This is a genomic window from Pseudomonas sp. 273 (genome assembly GCF_029201425.1).
GTDB classification, from domain to species: Bacteria; Pseudomonadota; Gammaproteobacteria; order Pseudomonadales; family Pseudomonadaceae; genus Pseudomonas; species Pseudomonas delhiensis.
The window spans coordinates 1,490,802-1,513,054 of sequence record NZ_CP116775.1 but is presented as its reverse complement, the minus strand read 5'-3'; the positions used below and the strand labels follow the sequence as shown (position 1 = coordinate 1,513,054).

At 70.4% G+C, this 22,253-nt stretch carries 21 protein-coding genes and 1 pseudogene; 19 read left to right on the top strand and 3 right to left on the bottom strand.

Going from position 1 to position 22,253, the window contains the following annotated elements; translation table 11 throughout:
• From hpaE to PKO50_RS07285, 18 genes and pseudogenes are all read left to right on the top strand, one after another.
• A complete protein-coding gene (hpaE, locus tag PKO50_RS07370; RefSeq protein WP_109937258.1) occupies nt 1–1,461 on the top strand; it encodes a 5-carboxymethyl-2-hydroxymuconate semialdehyde dehydrogenase in 1,461 nt (486 codons plus the stop codon).
• Nucleotides 1,462–1,574: 113 nt separating this feature from the next.
• Nucleotides 1,575–2,498 carry a 3,4-dihydroxyphenylacetate 2,3-dioxygenase gene (gene hpaD / locus PKO50_RS07365; RefSeq protein ID WP_109937257.1) on the top strand — a complete coding sequence of 308 codons (924 nt, stop codon included), beginning with the start codon at nt 1,575–1,577 and terminating at the stop codon, nt 2,496–2,498.
• Nucleotides 2,499–2,508: 10 nt separating this feature from the next.
• The gene (locus PKO50_RS07360; protein WP_089393999.1) at nt 2,509–2,901 is read left to right on the top strand and encodes a 5-carboxymethyl-2-hydroxymuconate Delta-isomerase; all 393 of its coding nucleotides are present in this window, start codon (nt 2,509–2,511) and stop codon (nt 2,899–2,901) included.
• 60 nt (nt 2,902–2,961) lie between these two features.
• Entirely contained in the window at nt 2,962–4,248 is a 1,287-nt protein-coding gene (locus PKO50_RS07355; RefSeq protein ID WP_275630437.1) for an MFS transporter, read from the top strand.
• A 12-nt stretch (nt 4,249–4,260) separates the two neighbouring features.
• The gene (gene hpaH / locus PKO50_RS07350) at nt 4,261–5,064 is read left to right on the top strand and encodes a 2-oxo-hept-4-ene-1,7-dioate hydratase (RefSeq protein WP_109934320.1); all 804 of its coding nucleotides are present in this window, start codon (nt 4,261–4,263) and stop codon (nt 5,062–5,064) included.
• 97 nt (nt 5,065–5,161) lie between these two features.
• A complete protein-coding gene (hpaI, locus tag PKO50_RS07345) occupies nt 5,162–5,968 on the top strand; it encodes a 4-hydroxy-2-oxoheptanedioate aldolase (protein ID WP_109934321.1) in 807 nt (268 codons plus the stop codon).
• 205 nt (nt 5,969–6,173) lie between these two features.
• The gene (locus tag PKO50_RS07340; protein ID WP_109934322.1) at nt 6,174–6,614 is read left to right on the top strand and encodes a heme-binding protein; all 441 of its coding nucleotides are present in this window, start codon (nt 6,174–6,176) and stop codon (nt 6,612–6,614) included.
• 129 nt (nt 6,615–6,743) lie between these two features.
• Nucleotides 6,744–8,042, top strand: coding sequence for an FAD-binding oxidoreductase (locus tag PKO50_RS07335; protein ID WP_275629251.1), 1,299 nt, complete (start codon nt 6,744–6,746; stop codon nt 8,040–8,042).
• Between the two features lie 50 nt (nt 8,043–8,092).
• Nucleotides 8,093–8,443 carry a cupin domain-containing protein gene (locus tag PKO50_RS07330; RefSeq protein ID WP_275630436.1) on the top strand — a complete coding sequence of 117 codons (351 nt, stop codon included), beginning with the start codon at nt 8,093–8,095 and terminating at the stop codon, nt 8,441–8,443.
• 234 nt (nt 8,444–8,677) lie between these two features.
• Nucleotides 8,678–9,346: a helix-turn-helix transcriptional regulator gene (locus tag PKO50_RS07325; RefSeq protein ID WP_275629250.1), complete on the top strand. Its 669-nt coding sequence runs from the start codon at nt 8,678–8,680 to the stop codon at nt 9,344–9,346.
• Nucleotides 9,347–9,405: 59 nt separating this feature from the next.
• The gene (locus tag PKO50_RS07320) at nt 9,406–10,221 is read left to right on the top strand and encodes a molybdenum cofactor biosynthesis F family protein (RefSeq protein ID WP_275629249.1); all 816 of its coding nucleotides are present in this window, start codon (nt 9,406–9,408) and stop codon (nt 10,219–10,221) included.
• Nucleotides 10,218–11,012 carry an SDR family oxidoreductase gene (locus tag PKO50_RS07315; RefSeq protein ID WP_275629248.1) on the top strand — a complete coding sequence of 265 codons (795 nt, stop codon included), beginning with the start codon at nt 10,218–10,220 and terminating at the stop codon, nt 11,010–11,012. The genes PKO50_RS07320 and PKO50_RS07315 overlap by 4 nt, the downstream gene beginning before the upstream one ends.
• The gene (locus PKO50_RS07310; protein ID WP_275629247.1) at nt 11,009–11,776 is read left to right on the top strand and encodes an SDR family oxidoreductase; all 768 of its coding nucleotides are present in this window, start codon (nt 11,009–11,011) and stop codon (nt 11,774–11,776) included. The genes PKO50_RS07315 and PKO50_RS07310 overlap by 4 nt, the downstream gene beginning before the upstream one ends.
• Nucleotides 11,777–11,919: 143 nt before the next feature.
• Nucleotides 11,920–12,906, top strand: coding sequence for a LuxR C-terminal-related transcriptional regulator (locus PKO50_RS07305; protein ID WP_089393988.1), 987 nt, complete (start codon nt 11,920–11,922; stop codon nt 12,904–12,906).
• 99 nt (nt 12,907–13,005) lie between these two features.
• Nucleotides 13,006–13,874 (top strand): annotated as a pseudogene (locus PKO50_RS07300) (transporter).
• 10 nt (nt 13,875–13,884) lie between these two features.
• Nucleotides 13,885–15,039, top strand: coding sequence for an MFS transporter (locus tag PKO50_RS07295; protein ID WP_275629246.1), 1,155 nt, complete (start codon nt 13,885–13,887; stop codon nt 15,037–15,039).
• A 42-nt stretch (nt 15,040–15,081) separates the two neighbouring features.
• Nucleotides 15,082–16,194: a class II histone deacetylase gene (locus tag PKO50_RS07290; RefSeq protein ID WP_275629245.1), complete on the top strand. Its 1,113-nt coding sequence runs from the start codon at nt 15,082–15,084 to the stop codon at nt 16,192–16,194.
• A 131-nt stretch (nt 16,195–16,325) separates the two neighbouring features.
• On the top strand, nt 16,326–16,664 hold the full coding sequence (locus PKO50_RS07285; protein WP_089393984.1) for a hypothetical protein: 339 nt from the start codon (nt 16,326–16,328) through the stop codon (nt 16,662–16,664).
• A 1-nt stretch (nt 16,665) separates the two neighbouring features.
• Here the strand turns inward: PKO50_RS07285 and feaR are convergent, their stop codons facing one another.
• From feaR to PKO50_RS07270, 3 genes are all read right to left on the bottom strand, one after another.
• The gene (gene feaR, locus PKO50_RS07280; RefSeq protein ID WP_109934650.1) at nt 16,666–17,610 is read right to left on the bottom strand and encodes a transcriptional regulator FeaR; all 945 of its coding nucleotides are present in this window, start codon (nt 17,608–17,610) and stop codon (nt 16,666–16,668) included.
• 153 nt (nt 17,611–17,763) lie between these two features.
• Nucleotides 17,764–18,342: a DUF3156 family protein gene (locus tag PKO50_RS07275; protein WP_275629244.1), complete on the bottom strand. Its 579-nt coding sequence runs from the start codon at nt 18,340–18,342 to the stop codon at nt 17,764–17,766.
• On the bottom strand, nt 18,323–19,822 hold the full coding sequence (locus PKO50_RS07270) for an APC family permease (RefSeq protein ID WP_275629243.1): 1,500 nt from the start codon (nt 19,820–19,822) through the stop codon (nt 18,323–18,325). The genes PKO50_RS07275 and PKO50_RS07270 overlap by 20 nt, the downstream gene beginning before the upstream one ends.
• Before the next feature lie 319 nt (nt 19,823–20,141).
• On the opposite strand from PKO50_RS07270, the gene PKO50_RS07265 reads away from it, so the two are divergent.
• Nucleotides 20,142–21,638 (top strand): aldehyde dehydrogenase family protein, encoded by a 1,497-nt coding sequence (locus tag PKO50_RS07265; RefSeq protein ID WP_275629242.1) that lies wholly within the window; start codon nt 20,142–20,144, stop codon nt 21,636–21,638.
• The last annotated feature ends 615 nt before the right edge of the window (nt 21,639–22,253 follow it).

The following is a 22,253-nucleotide window of genomic DNA, read 5'->3' as shown; positions in this document are numbered from 1 at the left end:
ATGATCAAGCACTGGATCAACGGCCGCGAGGTCGAGAGCAAAGAAGTCTTCCAGACCATCAACCCGGCCACCACCGAGGTGATCGCCGAGGTCGCCAGCGGCGGCGCCGAGGAAATCGCCCTGGCCGTGGCCGCGGCCAAGGAAGCCTTCCCGAAATGGGCCAACACCCCGGCCAAGGAGCGCGCGAAGCTGATGCGCAAGCTGGGCGAGCTGATCGACGCCAACGTGCCCAACCTGGCCGAGCTGGAAACCCTCGACACCGGCCTGCCGATCCACCAGACGCGCAACGTGCTGATCCCGCGCGCCTCGCACAACTTCGAGTTCTTCGCCGAGGTCTGCACGCGCATGGACGGCCACAGCTACCCGGTGGACGACCAGATGCTCAACTACACCCTGTACCAGCCGGTGGGGGTATGCGGGCTGGTCTCGCCGTGGAACGTGCCGTTCATGACCGCAACCTGGAAGACCGCTCCCTGCCTGGCCCTGGGCAACACCGCGGTGCTGAAGATGAGCGAACTCTCGCCGCTGACCGCCAACGAGCTGGGCCGCCTGGCCCTGGAGGCCGGCATCCCGCCGGGCGTGCTCAACGTGGTGCAGGGCTACGGCGCCACCGCCGGCGACGCCCTGGTGCGCCACCCGGACGTGCGCGCCATCTCCTTCACCGGCGGCACCGCCACCGGGCGCAAGATCATGCAGACCGCCGGCCTGAAGAAATACTCCATGGAGCTGGGCGGCAAGTCGCCGGTGCTGATCTTCGACGACGCCGACCTGGACCGAGCCCTGGACGCCGCGCTGTTCACCATCTTCTCGCTGAACGGCGAGCGCTGCACCGCCGGTAGCCGTATCTTCATCCAGGAAACGGTCTACGACCGCTTCGTCGAGGAGTTCGCCGCCCGCGCCAAACGCCTGATCGTCGGCGACCCGCAGGACCCGAAGACCCAGGTCGGCTCGATGATCACCCAGGCCCACTACGACAAGGTCACCGGCTACATCCGCATCGGCATGGAAGAAGGCGCGCGCCTGGTCGCCGGCGGCCTGGAGCGCCCGGCCAACCTGCCGGCGCACCTGGCCCGCGGGCAGTTCGTGCAGCCCACGGTGTTCGCCGACGTGGACAACCGCATGCGCATCGCCCAGGAAGAGATCTTCGGCCCGGTGGTCTGCCTGCTCAAGTTCAAGGACGAGGCCGAGGCCCTGCGCCTGGCCAACGACACCGAATACGGCCTGGCCTCCTACATCTGGACCCAGGACATCGGCAAGGCCCATCGCCTGGCGCGCGGCATCGAGGCCGGCATGGTATTCATCAACAGCCAGAACGTCCGCGACCTGCGCCAGCCGTTCGGCGGCGTGAAGGGCTCGGGCACCGGCCGCGAGGGCGGCGAGTACAGCTTCGAGGTCTTCGCCGAGATCAAGAACGTGTGCATTTCCATGGGCAGCCACCACATTCCCCGCTGGGGCGTGTAGAAAGGCGGCCCGATGAGAGCGGCCGCCAAGGCCGCCTGCATCGCCGGCGTGCAGCCAACAATCACAAGAATCCGGGCGCCCCAGCGGCGGCGCCCCGCACCAGGAGAACCACCATGGGCAAACTCGCTCTGGCTGCCAAGATCACCCACGTTCCCTCGCTGTACCTCTCCGAACTGCCCGGCCCGCGCCAGGGCAGCCGCCAGGCCGCCATCGACGGGCACCGCGAGATCGGCCGGCGCTGCCGCGAGCTGGGGGTGGACACCATAGTGGTGTTCGACACCCACTGGCTGGTCAACGCCGGCTACCACGTCAACTGCGCGCCGCACTTCCAGGGCCTGTACACCAGCAACGAGCTGCCGCACTTCATCGCCAACATGGAGTACGAGTTCCCCGGCAACCCGGAACTGGGGCGCATCCTCGCCGAAGGCTGCAACGCCATGGGCGTGGACGTGCTGGCCCACGACGCCACCACCCTCGGCCCGGAGTACGGCACCCTGGTGCCGATGCGCTACATGAACCAGGACCAGCACTTCAAGGTCATCTCGGTCTCGGCGCTGTGCACCGTGCACTACCTCAACGACAGCGCGCGCCTGGGCTGGGCCATGCGCAAGGCGGTGGAAGAGCACTACGACGGCACCGTGGCCTTCCTCGCCAGCGGCTCGCTGACCCACCGCTTCGCCCAGAACGGCCAGGCCCCGGAATTCGCGGACAAGGTCTGGAGCCCCTTCCTGGAAACCCTCGACCACGAGGTGGTGCGGATGTGGCAGCGCGGCGACTGGCAGACCTTCTGCGGCATGCTCCCGGAATACGCGGCCAAGGGCCACGGCGAAGGCTTCATGCACGACACCGCCATGCTCCTGGGCGCGCTCGGCTGGTCGGACTACGACGGCCGGGGCGAGGTAGTCACGCCCTACTTCGGCTCCTCCGGCACCGGGCAGATCAACGTGGTGTTCCCGGTGACCCCGCAGGACGGCTCGGCGATCCCCGCCGCCCAGGCCTCCAACCCCGCCGGCAACCCGTCCGGCAGCCGCCTCTGAGGACACAGCCATGCCGCACTTCATCGCCGAGTACACCCACAACATCGAGGCCGAGGCCGACCTGCCCGGCCTGTTCGAGAAGGTCCACGCCTGCCTCGGCGACAGCGGGGTGTTCCCGCTGGGCGGCATCCGCAGCCGCGCCGTGCGCCTGGATACCTGGCGCATGGCCGACGGCCAGCACGACTACGCCTTCGTCCACATGAGCCTGAAGGTGGGCGCCGGGCGCGACCTGGAAACCCGCCGGCAGGTGGCCGACGCGCTCTTCGAGGTGATCAAGGCGCACTTCGCCGAACTCCAGGCGCGCCGCCTGCTGGCGCTGTCCTTCGAGATGAGCGAGCTGAACGCCGAGCTCAACTACAAGCAGAACAACGTCCACGCCTTCCTCAAGGGCCAGGCGCTCTGAAGTCCGCCACCCTCCCGGCCACTCGCAGAACAAAGACAAGACCATGAGCACCGCCACCCTATCCCCGCCGCCCTGCCCGCCGCCAGCGACGCCACCCACGCCCGCGTGGTCTGGCGCCTGATGCCGCTGCTGCTGGTGTGCTACGTATTCGCCCACCTGGACCGCATCAACATCGGCTTCGCCAAGCTGCAGATGAGCGCCGACCTGCACTTCAGCGACACCGTCTACGGCCTGGGCGCCGGGTTGTTCTTCGTCGCCTACGCGCTGTTCGGCGTGCCCAGCAACCTGATGCTGGAACGCGTCGGCCCGCGCCGCTGGATCGCCTTCCTGATGGTCACCTGGGGCCTGCTGTCCACCGCCATGCTGCTGGTGCAGAACGCCGCCGGCTTCTACACCCTGCGCCTGCTGCTGGGGGTGGCCGAAGCCGGCTTCTTCCCCGGCATCCTGGTGTACCTCAACCGCTGGTTCCCGGCGCGCCGCCGCGCCGGCGTCACCGCGCTGTTCGCCATCGCCGTGCCCATGGCCGGGGTGGTCGGCGGGCCGCTGTCCGGCGGCATCCTCGAGGGCTTCCACGACTTCCTCGGGCTGCGCGGCTGGCAGTGGATGTTCCTCATCGAGGGCCTGCCGGTGGTGCTGCTGGGCCTGCTGGTCTGGCGCTGCCTGCCGGAGAGCTTCGAGCGCGTGGCCTGGCTGAGCGAGGCGCAGAAGGCCGGCCTGCGCGAGGAGATGCAGGGCGAGGAGCAGCGCAAGCAGATCACCTCCTTCGCCGGCATCCTGCGCGACAGCCACGTCTGGCTGCTGGTGGCCATCTACTTCGCGGTGATGCTGGCGGTGAACACCCTGGCGTTCTGGATGCCCAGCCTGATCCACGGCGCCGGCATCGGCTCCGACGGCCGCGTCGGCCTGCTCAGCGCCCTGCCGTACCTGGCCGGCTGCGTGTTCATGATCGCCCTGGGGCGCTCCTCCGACCGCCGCCGCGAGCGCCGCTGGCACCTCGCCGTGCCGCTGCTGCTGGCCGCCGCCGGCCTGGCCCTGACGGGCCTGGCGCCCACCAGCGCGCCGCTGGTGCTGGCCGGGCTGGTGCTCGCCGGCATGGGCGCCAGCGCCGCCCTGCCGATGTTCTGGCAGTTGCCGCCGGCCTTCCTCGGCAACCGCGCCCAGGCCGCCGGCATCGCCCTGATCAGCTCCTTCGGCAGCATCGCCGCCTTCGCCGCGCCCTACTTCATCGGCTGGATGCGCGACACCACCCACAGCTCCAGCCTGGCCCTGTACCTGCTGGCCATCCTCATCGCCCTCGGCGCCGCCCTGGTCCTGCGCACCCCGGCCGCCGTGGTCAACCCCCGCTAGAGAGACATTGCCATGCTCGACTCCACCCTCATCCAGGAAGCCGCCGCCCGCCTCGACGCCGCCGAGCGTTCGCGCCAGCAGGTGCGGCAGTTCTCCCTCGACTACCCGGACATCGCCATCGAGGACGCCTACGCCATCCAGCGCGCCTGGGTGGCTCGGAAGATAGCCAACGGCCGCGTGCTCAAGGGCCACAAGATCGGCCTGACCTCGCGCGCCATGCAGGTCTCGTCGAACATCACCGAGCCGGACTACGGCGCGCTACTGGACGACATGTTCTTCGACGAGGGCAGCGACATCCCCTTCGAACGCTTCATCGTGCCGCGGGTGGAAGTGGAGCTGGCGTTCATCCTCGGCAAGCCGCTGAAAGGCCCGAACGTCACCCTGTTCGACGTGCTGGAGGCCACCGAGTGGGTGATCCCGGCGCTGGAGATCATCGACGCGCGCATCCAGCAGGTGGACCCGCAGACCAAGGCCACCCGCAAGGTCTTCGACACCATCTCCGACAACGCCGCCAACGCCGGCGTGGTCATGGGCGGCCGCGCCGTGCGGCCCGGCGACATCGACCTGCGCCGCGTGCCGGCGATCCTCTACCGCAACGGCGTGATCGAGGAATCCGGGGTCTCCGCCGCGGTGCTCAACCACCCGGCCAAGGGCGTGGCCTGGCTGGCCAACAAGCTGGCCCCCTACGACGTCACCCTGGAGCCCGGCCAGGTGATCCTCGGCGGCTCCTTCACCCGCCCGGTGGCCGCAGCCCCCGGCGACACCTTCCACGTCGACTACGACCAGCTCGGTAGCATCTCTTGCCGGTTTGTATGAGGTGATGGCTGCAGGCGGCAGGCCATAGGCTGCAGGCGAAGAGCGCTCTGGCCTGAAGCCTGGAGCCTGCGGCCTGCAGCCCTTCCAGGAGCTTTCCATGCACATCCCCCTCAATACGTTCAAACAACGCCTGCAATCCGGCGACGCGCAGATCGGCCTCTGGCTCGGCCTGGCCGACCCGTATTGCGCGGAGCTGGCGGCCAATGCCGGCTTCGACTGGCTGCTGCTCGACGGCGAGCACGCGCCCAACGACCTGCGCAGCCTGCTCGGCCAGCTGCAGGCGGTGGCGCCCTACCCGGCGCAGCCGATCATCCGCCCGGTGGTCGGCGACACGGCGCTGATCAAGCAGTTGCTCGACATAGGCGCACAGACCCTGCTAGTGCCCATGGTGGACACCGCCGGACAGGCCGCCGAGCTGGTCCGCGCCATGCGCTACCCGCCGTTCGGCGTGCGCGGCGTGGGCAGCGCCCTGGCCCGCGCCTCGCGCTGGAACAGCATCCCCGGCTACCTCGACGAGGCGGACGCGCAGATGTGCCTGCTGGTGCAGGTGGAGAACCTCGAAGGCCTGGCCAACCTCGACGCCATCGCCGCGGTGGACGGCGTCGACGGCGTGTTCATCGGCCCGGCCGACCTCAGCGCGGCCATGGGCCACCGCGGCAACCCGGGGCACCCGGACGTGCAGGCCGCCATCGAGGACGCCATCGTCCGCATTCAGCGCGCCGGCAAGGCCGCCGGCATCCTCAGCGCCGACGAGAAGCTGGCCCGGCGCTACCTGGAGCTGGGCGCGAAGTTCGTTGCCGTGGGCGTGGACACCAGCCTGCTGATGCGCTCGCTGCGCGAGCTGGCCGGCCGGTTCAAGGGCGGCGCCCAGGCACCGGCCCCCTCCGCCCCTTCGGTGTATTGAGCCCCGCCCCACCGAGAGGTCGCCTGAGCGGCCGTACGGAAAGTCCTACCAGGCTCCACGGCGGACGGGCAGTCCGCCGTGGGGCCTTTCGTTATCGGCCATGGGAAGCGACGCGGGCCGCCGGCGACGGCCCGATTCCTGGCGCGGGCATAAGTTAATATATTAACTATCATTCGCACGACCGCCCCTCCCTGGAGAACCGCCGATGTCCCACTTCCTTCGCCAGCAGACCAGCCTTACCCTGACCCTCGCCATGCAGGCCCTGCAGGCCGCGCTGAACCGCGCCGAAGAGCTGCAGGCGCGGGTCAGCATCGTCGTGGTCGACGCCAGCGGCCTGCCGGTGCACAGCGCGCACATGGACGCGGCGCCCGCGCCGTCCCGCGACATCGCCCTGAGCAAGGCGCGCACCGCCGCCGCCTTCAACCTGCCCACCCGCGACTGGCAGGCGCGCCTGGAGCGTTGCTCGGACGCGGTGCGCCAGGGCCTGCCGCTGCAACCGGGGCTGGCCCTGTACGGCGGCGGCGAGCCCTTGCGCCTGTCCGGCGAGGTGATTGGCGCCATCGGCGTGTCCGGCGCCGCCGAGGAACTGGACTGCAGCTGCGCCCGCGCCGCCGTCGAGCACGTGCGCAGCCTGCTGCAGGGCTGACGCCGGCCTGTCAGCCCCGGACAAGAAGCCGGGCAGCCTGGATCAAGACAAACAGCGTCGCGCGGGCCCTAATAGGCCATCCGCGCGACGCCAGTCGCACCCCTTTCCCTCCGGTTCCAGGCTGCAGTCATGATCAACATCGAGACCCCCACCTACTACACCGCGACCAAGAAGTACGACCTCGCCTTCCCCTCCCTGGAGGCGGACCTGGAGGCCGACGTGGTCGTGATCGGCGGCGGCTTCTCCGGCATCAACACCGCGCTGGAGCTGGCCGAGAAGGGCATAACCGACATCGTCGTGCTGGAGGCGCGCTACCTCGGCTTCGGCGGCACCGGGCGCAACGGCGGGCAGATCATGGCCGGCATCGGCCACGACCTGGAGAAGATCCGCAAGGACGTCGGCGAGGACGGCCTGCGGCAGATCTTCGAGATCAGCGACATGGGCGCCGACATCATCAAGGAGCGCATCCGCAAGTACGACATCGACGCCGATTTCTGCCACGGCTACGGCTACATGGGCTTCAACGCCCGCCAGGCGAAGACCCTGCGGGCCTGGGAGCGCGAGTTCAAGTCGCTCGACTCGCGCCACGAGATCCGCTACCTGGACGGCTCCGAGGTGCGCCAGATCATCGGCTCCGACGCCTACTCCAGCGCCCTGCTGCACATGGGCGGCGGCCACGTGCACTCGCTCAACCTGCTGCTCGGCGAGGCCAAGGCCCTGGCCGGCCACGGGGTGAAGATCTTCGAGTACAGCCCGGCGCTGGACGTGACCTACGGCGAGCGCATCACCGTGCGCACCGCCAAGGGCTCGGTGAAGGCCAGCAAGCTGCTCTGGGCCTGCGACAGCTTCCTCAACAAGCTGGAGCCGGAACTGCACAAGAGCACCATCAACACCTACGCCTTCCAGATGATGACCGAGCCGCTGCCGGACGAACTCATCCAGCGCATCAGCCCGATCCGCGGCGCCTACAGCGACATCCGCCCGGTCATCGACTACTACCGCGTGACCAACGAGAACCGCCTGCTGTTCGGCGCCGCCACGCCCTTCATCGAGCACATCCCGCGCGACCTCAAGGCCTGGAACCGCAAGCTGATGCTGAAGATCTTCCCCTACCTCGAGAACGTGAAGATCGACCTCGCCTGGGGCGGCCCCATGGCCTGCAGCCCCAACCTGTTCCCGCAGATCGGCGCCCTGCCCGGCCGCCCCAACGCCTTCTTCGTGCAGGGCTACTCCGGCTTTGGCGTCACCCCCAGCCACATCATCTGCAAGGTGCTGGCCGAGGGCATGAGCGAAGGCTCGGCGCGCTACGACCTGATCAGCTCGGTGAAGCGCATCCGCGTCCACGGCAAGGACCAGGTCCGCCCGCTGCTGCTCAGCGCCGGCAAGACCTGGCACCAGGTGTCCGGCTACTGGACCGGGCGGCGCTGAAGCCTCTTTTCCCTTCACTTGCACAGGAGCAAGCACATGGCACTCACCCCATCAAGCAAGGCATCACCCTCGACCAACTGGACGCCTGGGGCACGGTGGCCGACCTCGGCTCGGAAATCCTCGAGGGCGAGGTCCGCGCCTTCGGCAAGATGACCGCCGGCGCCCCCACCGACCCGGTCAGCGCGGCCTACTTCGGCACCACCGGCGGCAAGTTCCGCATGACCTACCCGTTCAACGAGCAGGCCACGGTGGTCAGCGGCGAGGTGCGGCTGACCGACGAATCCACCGGCCAGAGCCAGCTGTACAAGGCCGGCGACAGCTGGTTCGTGACCAAGGGCACGGCGGTGCTGTGGGAGGTGCCGGGCGAGGGGTTCGTGAAGCACTACTACGCGGTGGTTTGAGGCCTGGTTCGGGAACTTGAAGAGCCCCTCTCCCCAGCCCTCTCCCTGAAGGGAGAGGGGGCTTGTCCGTGCCGGCGTCGACAATGGTTTTAGCCGGCAGCTCTGGAGCTGCCGGCTGACGCTGGAAAACCCAGCCACTCCGAACGGTCCCCTCTCCCTTCAGGGAGAGGGTTAGGGAGAGGGAAACAAGCTCTCCTCAGGCACCTGGCCCCACCCCCACGCAGGACCCAGCCCATGCCCACCCCCGAACACATAGGCCAACGCTGCCTGCACAGCTTCCAGCAACTGGTCCCCAGCACCCGCGCCGCCTTCTACCGCATCGACGCCGACCTGCAGGCCTGCGACTTCCAGTTGCTCGGCATGGGCCGGCAGATGCATGCCGACTACCTCGACCACTATCACCGCCTCGACCCGCTGCAGCCCCGCGCCTGCCTGGCCACCGGGCTGCCGGTAGTGCCCCTGGCCGTGGGCATGGCGCAGCAGCCCGACGCGCAGCGCGAGCGCTACCACGGTTTCCTGCGCCGGCACGGGGTGATCGACGTGGTGGAGGTCATCGCCGCCGACAAGGGCCGCCCGCTGGCCGGGCTTTCCCTGCTGCGGCGCGTCGGCGAGGCGCCCTTCTCCAGCGACGAATTCGACCGCCTGCGGGCCCTGCAGGGGCTGCTGGAGCTGGCCGCCCAGGCCCTGCCGCGCAGCCCCGGCGCCCTCGCCCGGCTCACTCCGCGCGAGCGCGAGATCGCCCTGCTGCTGCGCGACGGTGCCAGCAACAAGGACCTGGCGCGCCAGCTCGGCCTGGGCCTGGCCACGGTGAAGACGCACCTCATCCACCTGTTCCGCAAGGCCGGCGTGGCCAGCCGCACCGAACTGCTGGCGCGGCTGTTCCTGGATCAACCATCCGGTTGATGTTCCGCCCGCGCCACACCACGCAGCATGGAGGCTCCACAGACACAGGAGTCCCACCCATGAGCACCTCTTCCGACTGGATCACCGTCGGCGCCCTCGCCGAGGGTTTCGCCCCCGAAGCCTTCATCCTGCCGCGCCTGGCCGACCTCGCCGGGCAGCGCCTGGAACTGCACTTCGCCAACGGCTGGCGCATCGAGCACCAGTTCGACGCCGAGACCACCCGCTGGCGCGCCGCCGACGGCCATTCCGTGGGCGAGGCGCCCTACCGCGCCACCTCGGTGCGCCCCGGCATCGTCCTGGTCGACTTCATCAAGCGCGAGGATGGCCAGGCCTGGTCGGTCAGCCTGGTGCTGGACCGCCACAGCCAGTCCTTCACCGCCGTGCTCGGCCGCCTGCCCGACGCCGCGGACACCGCCGAGGGCCTCTACGCCCGCGCCCTGGCCGGCAAGGAGCTGACCGGCGTGCAGGTGCAGATCCTCCACGGCAGCCTCGACCGCCCCTGGCAGGACGGCGCCTGCCCCCACGCCCCGACCCGCGAGCTGGTGGGCCTGCGCAACCGCTACCGCTACAGCCCCAGCGAGGTCTACGAGCACATCTACCTGAACGACGACTTCTACACCTGGCAGTGCCTGGGCGGCGTCGAGGCCGGGCTGTGCGACACCGACCGCTGCCACTACTACAAGGTCGCCGACCAGCTGTACCTGTTCGTCTGGCGCGAGAAGATCGTCCCCACCCTCGGCCTGGTGATGATCGACCTGCAGCAGCACCGCAGCGACGGCAAGATCTTCGGCTATGCCGGCGCCGCCTTCGACGAGCTGTCCAACTTCCCGGTCGCCTCCTACTGCGACGAGCTCAACCGCACGGTGTACGCATGAGCGGCCGGGTCGTCGTCATCACCGGCGCCGGCACCGGCATAGGCGCTGCCTGCGCGCGGCGCTTCGCCGAAGCGGGCGACCAGCTGGTGCTGATCGGCCGCCGCCGCGAGGCGCTGGAACAGGTGGCGGCCAGCACCGGCGGCCTGGTGCTGGCCGGCGACGCCGCCGACGGCGAAACCTGGCGGGGCTTCGTGCAGCGCATCGAGGTGGCGTTCGGCGGTATCGACGTACTCGTCGCCTGCGCCGGCGGCCACGGCCTGGGCACGGCCGGCGAGACCAGCGATGCGGCCTGGCGCGAGGCCCTGCGCGGCAACCTCGACAGCGCCTTCGCCAGCGCCCGCGCCTGCCTGCCGTCGCTGCTGGCGCGGCGCGGCAACATGGTGCTGGTGGGCTCCATCGCTTCTCTGGTGGCCGGGCCCGGCGTGTGCGGCTACACCGTCGCCAAGCACGCCCTCATCGGCCTGATGCGCTCCCTGGCGCGGGACTACGGCCCGCGCGGCGTGCGCGTCAACGCCCTGTGCCCGGGCTGGGTGCGCACGCCCATGGCCGACGCCGAGATGCAGCCGCTGATGCGGCACCATGGCGAAAGCCTGGACGCCGCCTACGCGCGGGTCACCGCCGAGGTGCCGCTGCGCCGCCCGGCCACGGCGGACGAGATCGCCGGGCTGTGCCGGTTCCTCGCCAGCGATGCCGCGGCCATCGTCACCGGCGCCTGCCTGGTGGCCGATGGCGGTGCCAGCGTGGTGGACCTGCCGACGCTGGCCTTCGAACGCCTGGAGGATGGGCCATGACGCGCTTCGACTTCGGCGGCAAGCGGGTGCTGGTCACCGGCGCGGCCCAGGGCATCGGTCGCCGCATCGCCGAGGGCTTCGCCGAAGCCGGTGCCAGCCTGCTGCTGCTCGACCGCCAGGCAGGCGCCGTCGAAGCCCTCGCCGGCGAACTGCGCAGCCAGGGCCGCGAGGCGCGGGCGCTGGCCGTGGACCTGGCCGATCCCCCGGCCATCGCCGCCGCCCTCGCCGGGCTGGACAGCCTGGACGTGCTGGTGCACAACGCCGCCCACTTCCCGCTGACCGACTTCGCCGCCATCACCCCGGAGCTGCTGCAACGCACCCTGGCGGTGAACCTGGGCGCGCTGTTCTGGCTGACCCAGGCCGCCCTGCCGCTGTTCGCCGCGCGCGGCGGCGGCTGCGTGCTGGCCACCTCGTCGGTCACGGGCCCCCGGGTGGCCTACCCGGGGCTGAGCCACTATGCGGCGTCCAAGGCCGGGGTCAACGGCTTCATCCGCAATGCCGCGCTGGAGCTGGCGCCACGCAAGGTGCGCGTCAACGGCGTGGAGCCGGGCATGATCCGCACCCCGGCCATGGCCAACCTCGGCGATCAGGCCCTGGAGGCGCGCATCGCCGCCGGCATCCCCCTGGGCCACCTCGGCCAGCCGGCGGACATCGCCAACGCCATGCTCTTCCTCGCCTCCGACGCCGCCGCCTACATCACCGGCCAGACCCTGGTGGTGGATGGCGGCGCCACCCTGCCGGAAAGCACCGCCGCGCTGGCCTGAAGGGCCCACCATCCTGCATCTGCAGGATGGTGCGCGCGCAGCGCAGCGAAGATACTCGAACCCAGGCCCTGCCCTGTCGTTCCGACACCCGGCCGCTCACTGATGACTGACAACAACAACTAAAGTCGCAGCAGGGGGACCCCATGAGCAGCACCCTCGACCTGACCTTCGGCGCCCAGCGCTTCAGCGAATTCAACGCCCTGGTCCTGGACCTCCAGCGCCTGGCCCAGGAATGCGCGCTAGCCGGCTTCCATGCCGCCGCCATGCACCGCCTGCGGCAGCTGCTGGACTTCGACATGGCCTGGTGGGGCCGCGCGGCGCTGGTCGACGGCCTGCCGCTGGAGCACAGCAGCCACCTGTTCCGGCTGCCGGACAGCTACCTGGCCGACTGGCAGGCGATCCGCCACCAGGACATCACCGTCAAGCGCGTCTATGCCACCCCGGGCCGCTCGGTGCGCATCGACACCCGCGCCGCCGACTGCACCCCGGGCCTGCGCTGGCTGGCCGAGCGCCACGGCTTCGGCGAGTTCCTCTGCATCATCCACATCGACCCGCGCACCCAGCTCAGCCTGCACCTGAGCCTGTACCGCCGCGCCGGCGCGCGCCCCTTCGACGCCGCGGAACGCTTCCTGGTGGACCAGATGATGCCGCACCTGGTGGCCGCCGAAGGGGCCAACCAGATCCGCGCGCTGGTGGCCCTGCGCGAACGCCTGGACGCCCCCAACCCGCTGGCCCTGGCGGTGTGCGACCGGCGCGGCATGCTGCACTACGCCGAGCGCGGCTTCGTCGAGCTGCTGCTGCACGAGTGGCCGCGCTGGACCGGCCCGTGCCTGCCCGAGGCGGTCGACCCGGCCGCCGGCTACAGCGGCCAGCGCCTGCAGCTGCAGGCCACCGCCGTGCACGACCTGCTGCTGCTCAGCGCCCGCCTGTGCCCGGCCATGGCCCGCCTGAGCACCCGCGAGGCCGAGGTGGCGCAGCGCTTCGGCCTGGGCAGCACCTACAAGGAAATCGCCCGCGAGCTGGGCCTGGCGCCGAACACCGTGCGCCACCACATCCGCAGCATCTACAGCAAGCTCGGCGTCAACGGCAAGGCCGGCATCGCCCAGCTGCTGCACCACCCGCCCGGCTGACGCCGGCCGCTTCCCTCCACCGCCTCCACATCCCGACGCCGCGCCCGCGCGCGGCGCCAGGGGAGGCTTTCGCCCGCCTCACAGAAGAAGAAAACCACCATGAAGCTGCACCCAAGCCTTTCGCTCTGCGCCCTTGGCGCGCTGTACCTCGGCCAGGCCCAGGCCGCCGACCTCAACGCCCGCGACTTCTTTTCCGCCCCGTGGGCACCAGCCTGGGGGTGACCTACCTGCCGCTGACGCGCTCCGACGACTACCACGGCGCGGCGGACAGCACCGGCAAGGCCGACCTGAAGGTCAATGCCCTGGCCTACCGCCAGCTGTGGTTCAGCGACATCTGCGGGCGCCTGTGCACGCCGCAGTTCATCGTGCCCTACGCCGACATCGAGGCGCGCGGCCCCGGCGCCGTCGAGCACAGCCGCGAGCGCGGGCTGGGCGACCCGCAGGTGGGCGGCACGCTGTTCTTCATCGACGAGCCGCAGACGCGCACCTACAGCGGCCTGCTGGCCCTGGTCAGCCTGCCCCTGGGCGAGTACCACGCCAAGGACCCGGGCGTGTCGCCGGGGGCCAACCGCTGGGCCCTGCACCTGAACTACAACTACACCCGGGGCGTCGGCGAGAACTGGGTGCTGGAAGCCAACCTCGAAGCCCAGCTCTACGGCGACAACGACGACTACCTCGGCGCCACCCTCGAACAGAAGCCGCTGTACCGCCTGCAGGCGTTCGCCTCCTACGACTTCACCCCCGCCACCTACGCCGCGCTGCGGCTGATCGCCGCCGACGGCGGCGCCCTGCGCCTGGGTGGCCACGACATCGACGACAGCCACCAGCGCTACACCCAGGCCGGCTTCGAGGTCGGCCACTGGCTGGACAAGCGCAACCAGGTACTGCTCGGCCTCACCCGCAATGTCTCCACCGCCAACGCGTATGCCCAGGACAACCTGCTGCTGCGCTTCGTCCACGCCTTCTGAGGTCGCCGCCATGCCCCTTCCGCGCAATCCCTCCCCGGCCCTGCTGGCGGCCGTGGTGCTGTTCGCCGCCATCACCCCGGCGGTGCTGCTCACCGCCCCGGCCATCGCCAGCCAGCTGGCCACCGAGCTGCAGCTGGCGCCGGCGCGCATCGGCGACCTGTTCGCCGTCGAGCTGGGCGCCATGAGCCTGGCCACCCTGCCCTCGCTGTTCTGGCTCAGGCGCGTGGACTGGCGCCTGGCCGGGCTGCTGGCGGCGCTGGGCTTCATCCTGGCCAACCTGGCCTCGGCCAGCGCCAGCGGCTACCAGGCGCTGCTCGCCCTGCGCGCCCTCAGCGCCTTCTGCGGCGGCTCGCTGATGATCCTCTGCCTGTCCTGCGCCGCCGGCATGCCCAACCCCAGCCGCGCCTATGGCATCTGGGTGCTCGGCCAACTGGTGCTCGGCGCCGTCGGCCTGGCCGTGCTGCCGCGGCTGTACCAGGCCTACGGCCTGGGCGCCGGCTACCTGGCGCTGGCCGGACTGATGCTGCTGGCGCTGCCGCTGGTGCGCGCCTTCCCCCGCGGCGCCGTGGCCAGCGCCGGCAGCCGCGGCGGCGTCGAGGCGCCGCGCTGGAAGATCGCCGTCGCCATCCTCGGCCTGCTCGGCTTCTACGTCGCCCTCAGCGCGGTCTGGACCTTCGTCGGCGCCATCGGCGAACGCGCCGGGCTGGCCGCCACCCTGGGCGGCGAGGTGCTGGCCGTGGCCACCCTGGCCGGCATCGCCGGGGCCGCCTGCGCCAGCCTGGCGGGCGAGCGCTGGCGCCGCGAACGCCAGCTGGCCGGTGGCTTCGCCCTGATGGCCGTGGCCATCCTGCTGCTGCTCGGCGCCCCGGGCCTGGCACGCTTCGCCCTGGCCGCGCTGCTGTTCAAGTTCACCTGGACCTACGCCCTGCCGTTCATCCTCGCCTGCCTCGCCGAGCTGGACGCCAGCGGCCGGCTGATGAGCCTGAGCAACCTGGTGATAGGCGCCGGCCTGGCACTCGGCCCGGCCCTCGGCGGGCGGCTGATCGGCGCCGACGGCGGCTTCCACGGCCTGCTGCTGGGCGCCGCCGCGCTCACCGCCCTGTCCCTGCCGCTGATCCTCGGCAGCCGCCCGCGCGCGGCGGCCGCCACTGCGCAACCCCTGTGAATCCCTGTGAACACCTATGAACACCTATGAATGGAGCCTTCCATGACCCGACGCACCGCGTTCTTCTTCGACGAACTGAGCCTCTGGCACAGCGCCAGCCAGCACGCCCTGTTCCTGCCCGTGGGCGGCTGGGTGCAGCCGCCGGCCGGCGGCGGCCACGCCGAATCGCCGGAAAGCAAGCGCCGCCTGAAGAACCTGATGGACGTTTCCGGCCTCACCCGCCAGCTGGACCTGCGCAGCGCCGAGCCGGCCAGCGAGCGGGACCTGCTGCGCGTGCACCCGGAGCACTACCTGCAACGCTTCAAGGCCCTGAGCGACGCCGGCGGCGGCGAACTGGGCGACCACGCGCCCATCGGCCCGGGCAGCTACGAGATCGCCAGGCTCTCCGCCGGCCTGGCCATGGCCGCGGTGGACTGCGTGCTGCGCGGCGAGGCGGACAACGCCTACTCGCTGTCGCGCCCGCCGGGCCACCACTGCCTGGCCGACCAGGCCATGGGCTTCTGCATGCTGGCCAACATCCCCATCGCCATCGAGGCGGCCAGGGCGAACCACGGCATCGAGCGGGTGGCGGTGGTGGACTGGGACGTGCACCACGGCAACGGCACACAGGCCATCTACGAGGAACGCGGCGACGTGCTGAGCCTCTCGCTGCACCAGGAGAACTGCTTCCCGCCGGGCTACGGCGGCGTCGCCGACCGCGGCCGCGGCGCCGGCCTGGGCACCAACCTGAACATCCCGCTGCCCGCCGGTAGCGGCCACGACGCCTACCTGCAGGCGCTGGACGAAATCGTCCTGCCGGCCCTGCGGCGCTTCCGCCCGCAGCTGATCGTCGTCGCCTGCGGCTACGACGCCAACGCGGTGGACCCGCTGGCGCGCATGCTGCTGCACAGCGGCTCCTTCCGCGCCATGACCGCGCGCCTGCGCGAGGCCGCCGAACAGCTCTGCGACGGGCGCCTGGTGCTGGTCCACGAGGGCGGCTACGCCGAGGCCTACGTGCCCTTCTGCGGCCTGGCGGTGCTGGAGGAGATGAGTGGCATCCGCACCGCGGTGGACGACCCGCTGCTGGACTTCATCCAGCTGCAGCAGCCGGGCGCCGAGGCGGCGGCCTTCCTCCGCCAGCGCGTGCAGGACCTGGCGCGCCAGCTCGCCGACTGAGCCCCGATGGCCGGTGCCCCGCACCGGCCATCGCTCCGTTTGTCCAGGCGCCGCAGCAGGCACCGCGCACGCGTGGTCCAATCGGGACAGGCCGGGCGATTCCTGCCGGCCAGCGAAACGGAGGCCACGCCATGAGCACCCTGACCATCGAAGGCTGGTGCAAGACCAACCCCGACGCCCAGCCCATGCCCATCGAGGACATCCACTTCTACCTCAGCGGCACCGACCGCCGGCACCTGGAAGACGCCGAGGAGGAACTGCAGCGCACCCATGAGCCCGAGCGCTGGGTGGACGTCGACATGAGCACCCTGGAGCTGAACCTGCCCGAGGAATACAGCCCGCTGTCCGACTGCCGGATGCGCGTCTACCTGGACCGCGACGAGCGCGGCCACTTCCACCTGGTGGGCCACCGCGCCAGCGACGGCAGCCTGATCTACAGCAACGCCGTGCTCATCGACCAGCTGCTGTGATTCAGGCCGCGCCCAGGGCGCAGGCGCGGTAGTCCTTCGGCGAGCGCTCGAAGTGCTTCTTGAAGGCGCGGCTGAAGTGCGCCGAGTCGGTGAAGCCCCACTTGTAGGCGATGGTGGTGATCGACTCGCCCCTGAGGATGGGGTTGGCCAGGTCGTCGGCGCTGCGCTGCAGGCGCGCCCGCTGGATGTAGCGGCAGACGCTGTCGCCCTGCTCCTCGAACAGTCGGTACAGGTGGCGTACCGAGATGTTCAGGCGCTGCGCCAGGCCCTGGGGGTTCAGGCCCGGCTGGGCGAGGGATTCGTCGATGACCTTCTGCACGTAGCTGCGCAGGTTGCCGCCCTGCAGCGCCTCGCCGCCGGCCGGCGCTTCGTCGCTGGCGCCCAGGGCCGTGGGCAGCAGGGCGATGAAGGCGTTCACCAGGGCCTCGCTTTCGGCGCCGGCGGGGCTCGAGCCGGACTCGCGGCACAGCTGGTCCACCAGCAGGTGCAGCATGCGCCCGCTGGCGCAGGCGGCGGAGACCTTGCCGAACTTGCTGCGCCCGGGCAGCACCTTGTCCAGCGCCGTGCGCGGCAGGTGCAGGGAGGCGTGCTCGATGAGGCCGAAGGGGGTGATCTCGCAGCTGCCCACCGAATCCATCAGCAGCAGCTCGCCGGGGGCCAGCTGGATGTCCACGCCGTTCTGGCTGACCTGGGAGAAGCCGCTGCGCTGGCTGATCAGGAAGCAGTGGCGGTCGTCGTCCTGGTCGGCATTGAGGCGCTTGCGGGCGATCAGCCCGGCATTGGTGCGCAGGTGCGCCATGGTCAGGCCGGAGTGCGATTGCGCGTGGATCTCGCCGATGAACAGCGAACGGCTGAAAGCCAGCTGGGTCTCGAACTGGCCGCAGATGGCGCGCAACGCCGCGCTCCAGCCTTCCAGCCCGACCTGGGCCGCGTGATGGGCTTGCATACGCACCTCCGTAGGGTGGCCTTGTTGTTGTCGCGAAACAGTTAACATGTTATCTAATTGCTCGCAACGAATTTCTGACAGCCGTTTCCCATGCAGCCCGCATGCCAGTGGCCTTGGATAAACAGTGAATGAAAGAAGCGCGGCAAGCCGCGCTCAGAGGTCGCCGAGCAGGCGCCCCAGGTGGAACAGCGTGCGCAGCAGGTGGTCGCGCTGTTCGCGGTCCAGGCGCAGGTAGCGGCGGAAGCTGGGCAGGCGGTTGACCACCTCGCTGGCGGCCATGTGCTCCAGGCGGATGCGCCAGCGCCCGGCGCCGAACTCCAGTTCCAGGCGCTTGAAGTCCAGCGGCGGCAGCGCCCGTTGCAGGTGCTCGTCGGCCGCCAGGCGCTCGGCCAGGCGCGCGCCCAGGGCCGCATCGCCGCTGCGCTGCCGGCATTCCACGCCCCGGCGCCGCAGCACGCCCCGGTGGCGCAACTCGAAGCGCGCCTCGCCAGGCGCCAGGGCCGGTCCCTCGACGACGAACTCGGTGAGCACCAGGTGCATGAGGAACTGCGCCTGGGGCCGCTCGCGCAATTCGAAGACCAGCCCGCCGTCCACCGTGCTGAAGCGCCCGGCGCCGGGCGCCAGGGCCTCGAAGGCCAGGCCGCCGAGGTTGCGCCGGGCCTGCTCCAGGGTCACCCCCGGGCGGTAGCCCGAGGGCGGCCGGCGCAGCCAGTCAGACAGCCTTGGAAACATGACCGTAGAACTCGGCGGAGTGGATACCCGGCTCGTGGCGGAATTCCTTCTCCAGCACCTCTTCCACCGGCACCGGGCGGAACGGGTTGACCTTCTGCACCAGCAGCGTCCAGACCAGCGCGTAGGCGGCGGTCAGGCCGAGCATCACGGCGAAGGGCAGGTAGATGTCGGCGGGGTTCATCCCCGGCGGGGTGATGTACCACATGCCGATGAGGATGCCGACGCTGGAGACGATCTGCGGCAGCGGGAACAGCGGCGAGCGGTAGGCCCGCGGCAGGTCCGGGCGGCGGATGCGCAGCAGCACCACGGAAATTGTCACCAGCAGGTAGGCGGTGCTCCAGGCGCAGACCGCGGCCAGCACCAGGTTCATGATGTGGTCGGTGTTGCCGCGCAGCCACAGGGCGTGCAGGCAGGGGATCAGCACCGCCGCCAGGATGCACAGCACCGGGGTCTTGAAGCGCGGCTGCAGGTAGGCGAAGCATTTGGGCAGCGCGCCATCCACGGCCATGCCGTACATGATCCGCGGCACGCCGGCCATCAGCGTGTTGATGGTGGCGGCGCCGGCGAACAGGAAGCCCACGCCCAGCCATAGCGGGCCGACCTGGCCCATCACCTGCTCGGCGAAACGCGGGATGGCCATGGGGGTATCCAGCAGGTGCACGCCGGCAGCCGGGTCGAGCAGCACGTTCTCCACCTGGCGCTTCATCGCCGCGCCGTAGATGAACATGCACGAGGCCACGCCGAACAGACCCAGGGCCATGGCCCGCGGCATCACCCGGGCCGAGTTGCGCAGGTCCGGCGCCAGCGGGGTGACGAACTCGCAGCCGACGAACATGAACATGGCCATGCCCACCAGCGAGAGGATGGTCTGCAGGTCGGTGCCGACCAGGGAGGCGCCGAACCAGCCGTCCAGCTGCACCGCCGGTGCGGCCAGCAGGCCGAGCACGCCGAACACCATCAGGGTGGTCCACATGCCGAAGGTCAGCACCACCTCGGCCTTGCCGAAGGCGTTGACGCCGAACACGTTGAGGATGCCGAACACCACCACGAAGCCCACGCCCAGCAGCCAGGAGCCGCCGGCGGACTCGGCCAGGGTGTTGAGGTGCTCGAAGTTCACCAGCGCCATGACCCCGGCGAGGATGGTCTCGGCGGTGCCGGCGAAGACGTGGACGATCAGGTAGGCGGCGATGGTCCCGGTGATGGCGAAGAAGCGCCCCATGCCGCAGGAGATGTAGTCGTACACCGAGCCGCTGGTGGGCAGCATCGAGGCCGCCTCGGCGAAGGTGGTGGACTGCGCCAGCATCATCAGCATGGCGATCACCATGGCCGCGGCGAAGGCGCTGCCGCCGATGCCGAAGCCCATGGTGGCGGTGAGGATGACGGGGCTGGCCATGATCAGGCCGATGGTGCTGGCCAGGGCGGTGGGAAAACCGACCGAGCCGCGCCTCAGGTGGGCGTCGAGCTGCTGCTGGATGGACATGGTGGTGGGCCTCTAAGCAGATGTTCTGGTTTGTTGTGGCTTAGGCATGCAAGGGGCGATGCCCCGTCGCGGCCGCTTATTGTTGGATTGGCCGCGCCCCACCCTCCCCTGCGCCGGGGCGCCGGCAAGCGGCGCGGTGGAGCCTGGCGCCCACTGTGCGCCCGCGGCCTGCTGGCGTCTTGCCCAGGCTTGCCGGCGGACTTGTCCACGGCTGCCACGCCGGCAGCCGGGGTCATGCCCGCCTGGCAGCCTCGGACAAGCCGCCGGCGCAGGCCGCCGCTAGCCTGGGCCATCGACCATCGCAGCCCAGGAGCCGCCCATGTCCAGCCCGCTGATCCCGATCCTCCCGGAGGTGCAGGCCCGCCTCGCCCGCCCCCACGCCTCTTTCATCGACGGCGAACAGCGCACACCGGGCGGCGACGCCCGCCGCACCCTGCGCAACCCCGCCGACGACAGCCCCCTGGCCGAGGTGCGCCTGGCCGACCTGGAGCAGGTGGATGCCTGCGTGCAGTCGGCCCACCGCGCCTTCCGTTCCGGCGCCTGGAGCGGCCTGGCGCCCAGCGAGCGGGAACGCGTGCTGCTGCGCTTCGCCGACCTGGTGGAGCGCCACGCCGAAGAGCTGGCGCAGCTGGAAACCCTGGAACAGGGCAAGTCGATCCACATCGCCCGCGCCATCGAGGTCGGCGCCTCCCTCGGCTACATGCGCTACATGGCCGGCTGGGCCACCAAGATCGAGGGGCAGACGCTGGACGTCTCCATCCCCATGCCGGCCGGCGCGCGCTTCAACGCCTACACCCGCCGCGAGCCGGTGGGCGTGGTGGCCGGCATAGTGCCGTGGAACTTCCCGCTGATGATCGCCCTGTGGAAGGTGATGCCGGCCCTGGCCTGCGGCTGCACGGTGATCATCAAGCCGGCCGACGAGACGCCGCTGACCGCCCTGCGCGCGGCCGAGCTGGCCATCGAGGCGGGCATCCCCGCCGGCGTCTTCAACGTCCTGCTGGGCGGCGCCGAGGCCGGCGCGGCGCTGGTGGCGCACCCGCTGCTAAACAAGATGTCCTTCACCGGCTCCACCGCGGTGGGCAAGCTGGTAGGCGGCGCGGCCCTGCAGAACATGACGCGCTTCACCCTCGAACTGGGCGGCAAGAACCCCATGCTGGTGCTGCCCGACGCCGACCTGGACAAGGCCGTGGCCGGCGCCATCGGCGGCGGCCTGCTGAACCAGGGCCAGGTCTGCGCGGCGGCCTCGCGGCTGTTCGTCCACAGCAGCCGCCACGCGGAGTTCGTCGAGCGCCTGGCCGACCAGGTGGGCGGGCTGGGCATCGGCCCGGGCCTGGACCCGCAGGCCCAGGTCAACCCGCTGGTCTCGCGCCGCCAGCAGGACAGCGTGCTGCGCCACCTGGCCCTGGCCCGCGAACAGGGCGCCCGCTTCGTCTGCGGCGGCGGCCGCCCGGACCTGCCCGGCTACTACGTCGAACCTACGGTGCTGGACGGGGTGGACGCCGGCATGGCCTGCGCCCGCGAGGAAATCTTCGGCCCGGTGCTCTCGGTGCTGAGCTACGATGACCTCGACACTGCCGTGGCGCAGATCAACGACAACCCCTACGGCCTGGCGGCGAGCATCTGGAGCAACGACCTGGGCCGGGTGATGGACCTGATCCCGCGGATCGAGGCGGGCACGGTGTGGGTCAACAACCACGTGCCGGTGGACCCCAACCTGCCGTTCGGCGGCTACAAGCAGTCGGGCCTGGGCCGGGAGTTCGGCCGGGCGGCGATCGAGGGGTTCACGGAGGAAAAGTCGGTGTGCATCACCTATTGAACTGGTGAGCCCGATCGCGGACGGAGTCCGCTCCTACGCCGCCCCGCCCACACCATCCCATGTAGGGCGCATAACGCCTACGGCGTTATCCGCCGTTTGACCGTGATCTTCGGCGGCTCCGGGGTTGGGCTGGGCATTGGCTGTGGCCCCGGCGTATCGGCGGATAACCGCGAACGGTTATTCGCCCTACGTCATGGTCGGGCCTGGCGTAGGGCGCATAACGCCTACGGCGTTATCCGCCGTTTGACCGTGATCCCCGACGGCTCCGGGGTTGGACTGGGCATTGACTGTGCCCCCGCGTATCGGCGGATAACCGCGAACGGTTATCCGCCCTACGTCATGGTCGGACCTGGCGTAGGGCGAATAACGCCTACGGCGTTATCCGCCGTTTGACCGTGATCCCCAACGGCTCCGGGGTTGGACTGGGCATTGGCTGTGGCCCCGGCGTATCGGCGGATAACCGCGAACGGTTATTCGCCCTACGTCATGGTCGGGCCTGGCGTAGGGCGAATAACGCCTACGGCGTTATCCGCCGTTTGACCGTGATCCCCAACGGCTCCGGGGTTGGACTGGGCATTGACTGTGCCCCCCGCGTATCGGCGGATAACCGCGAAC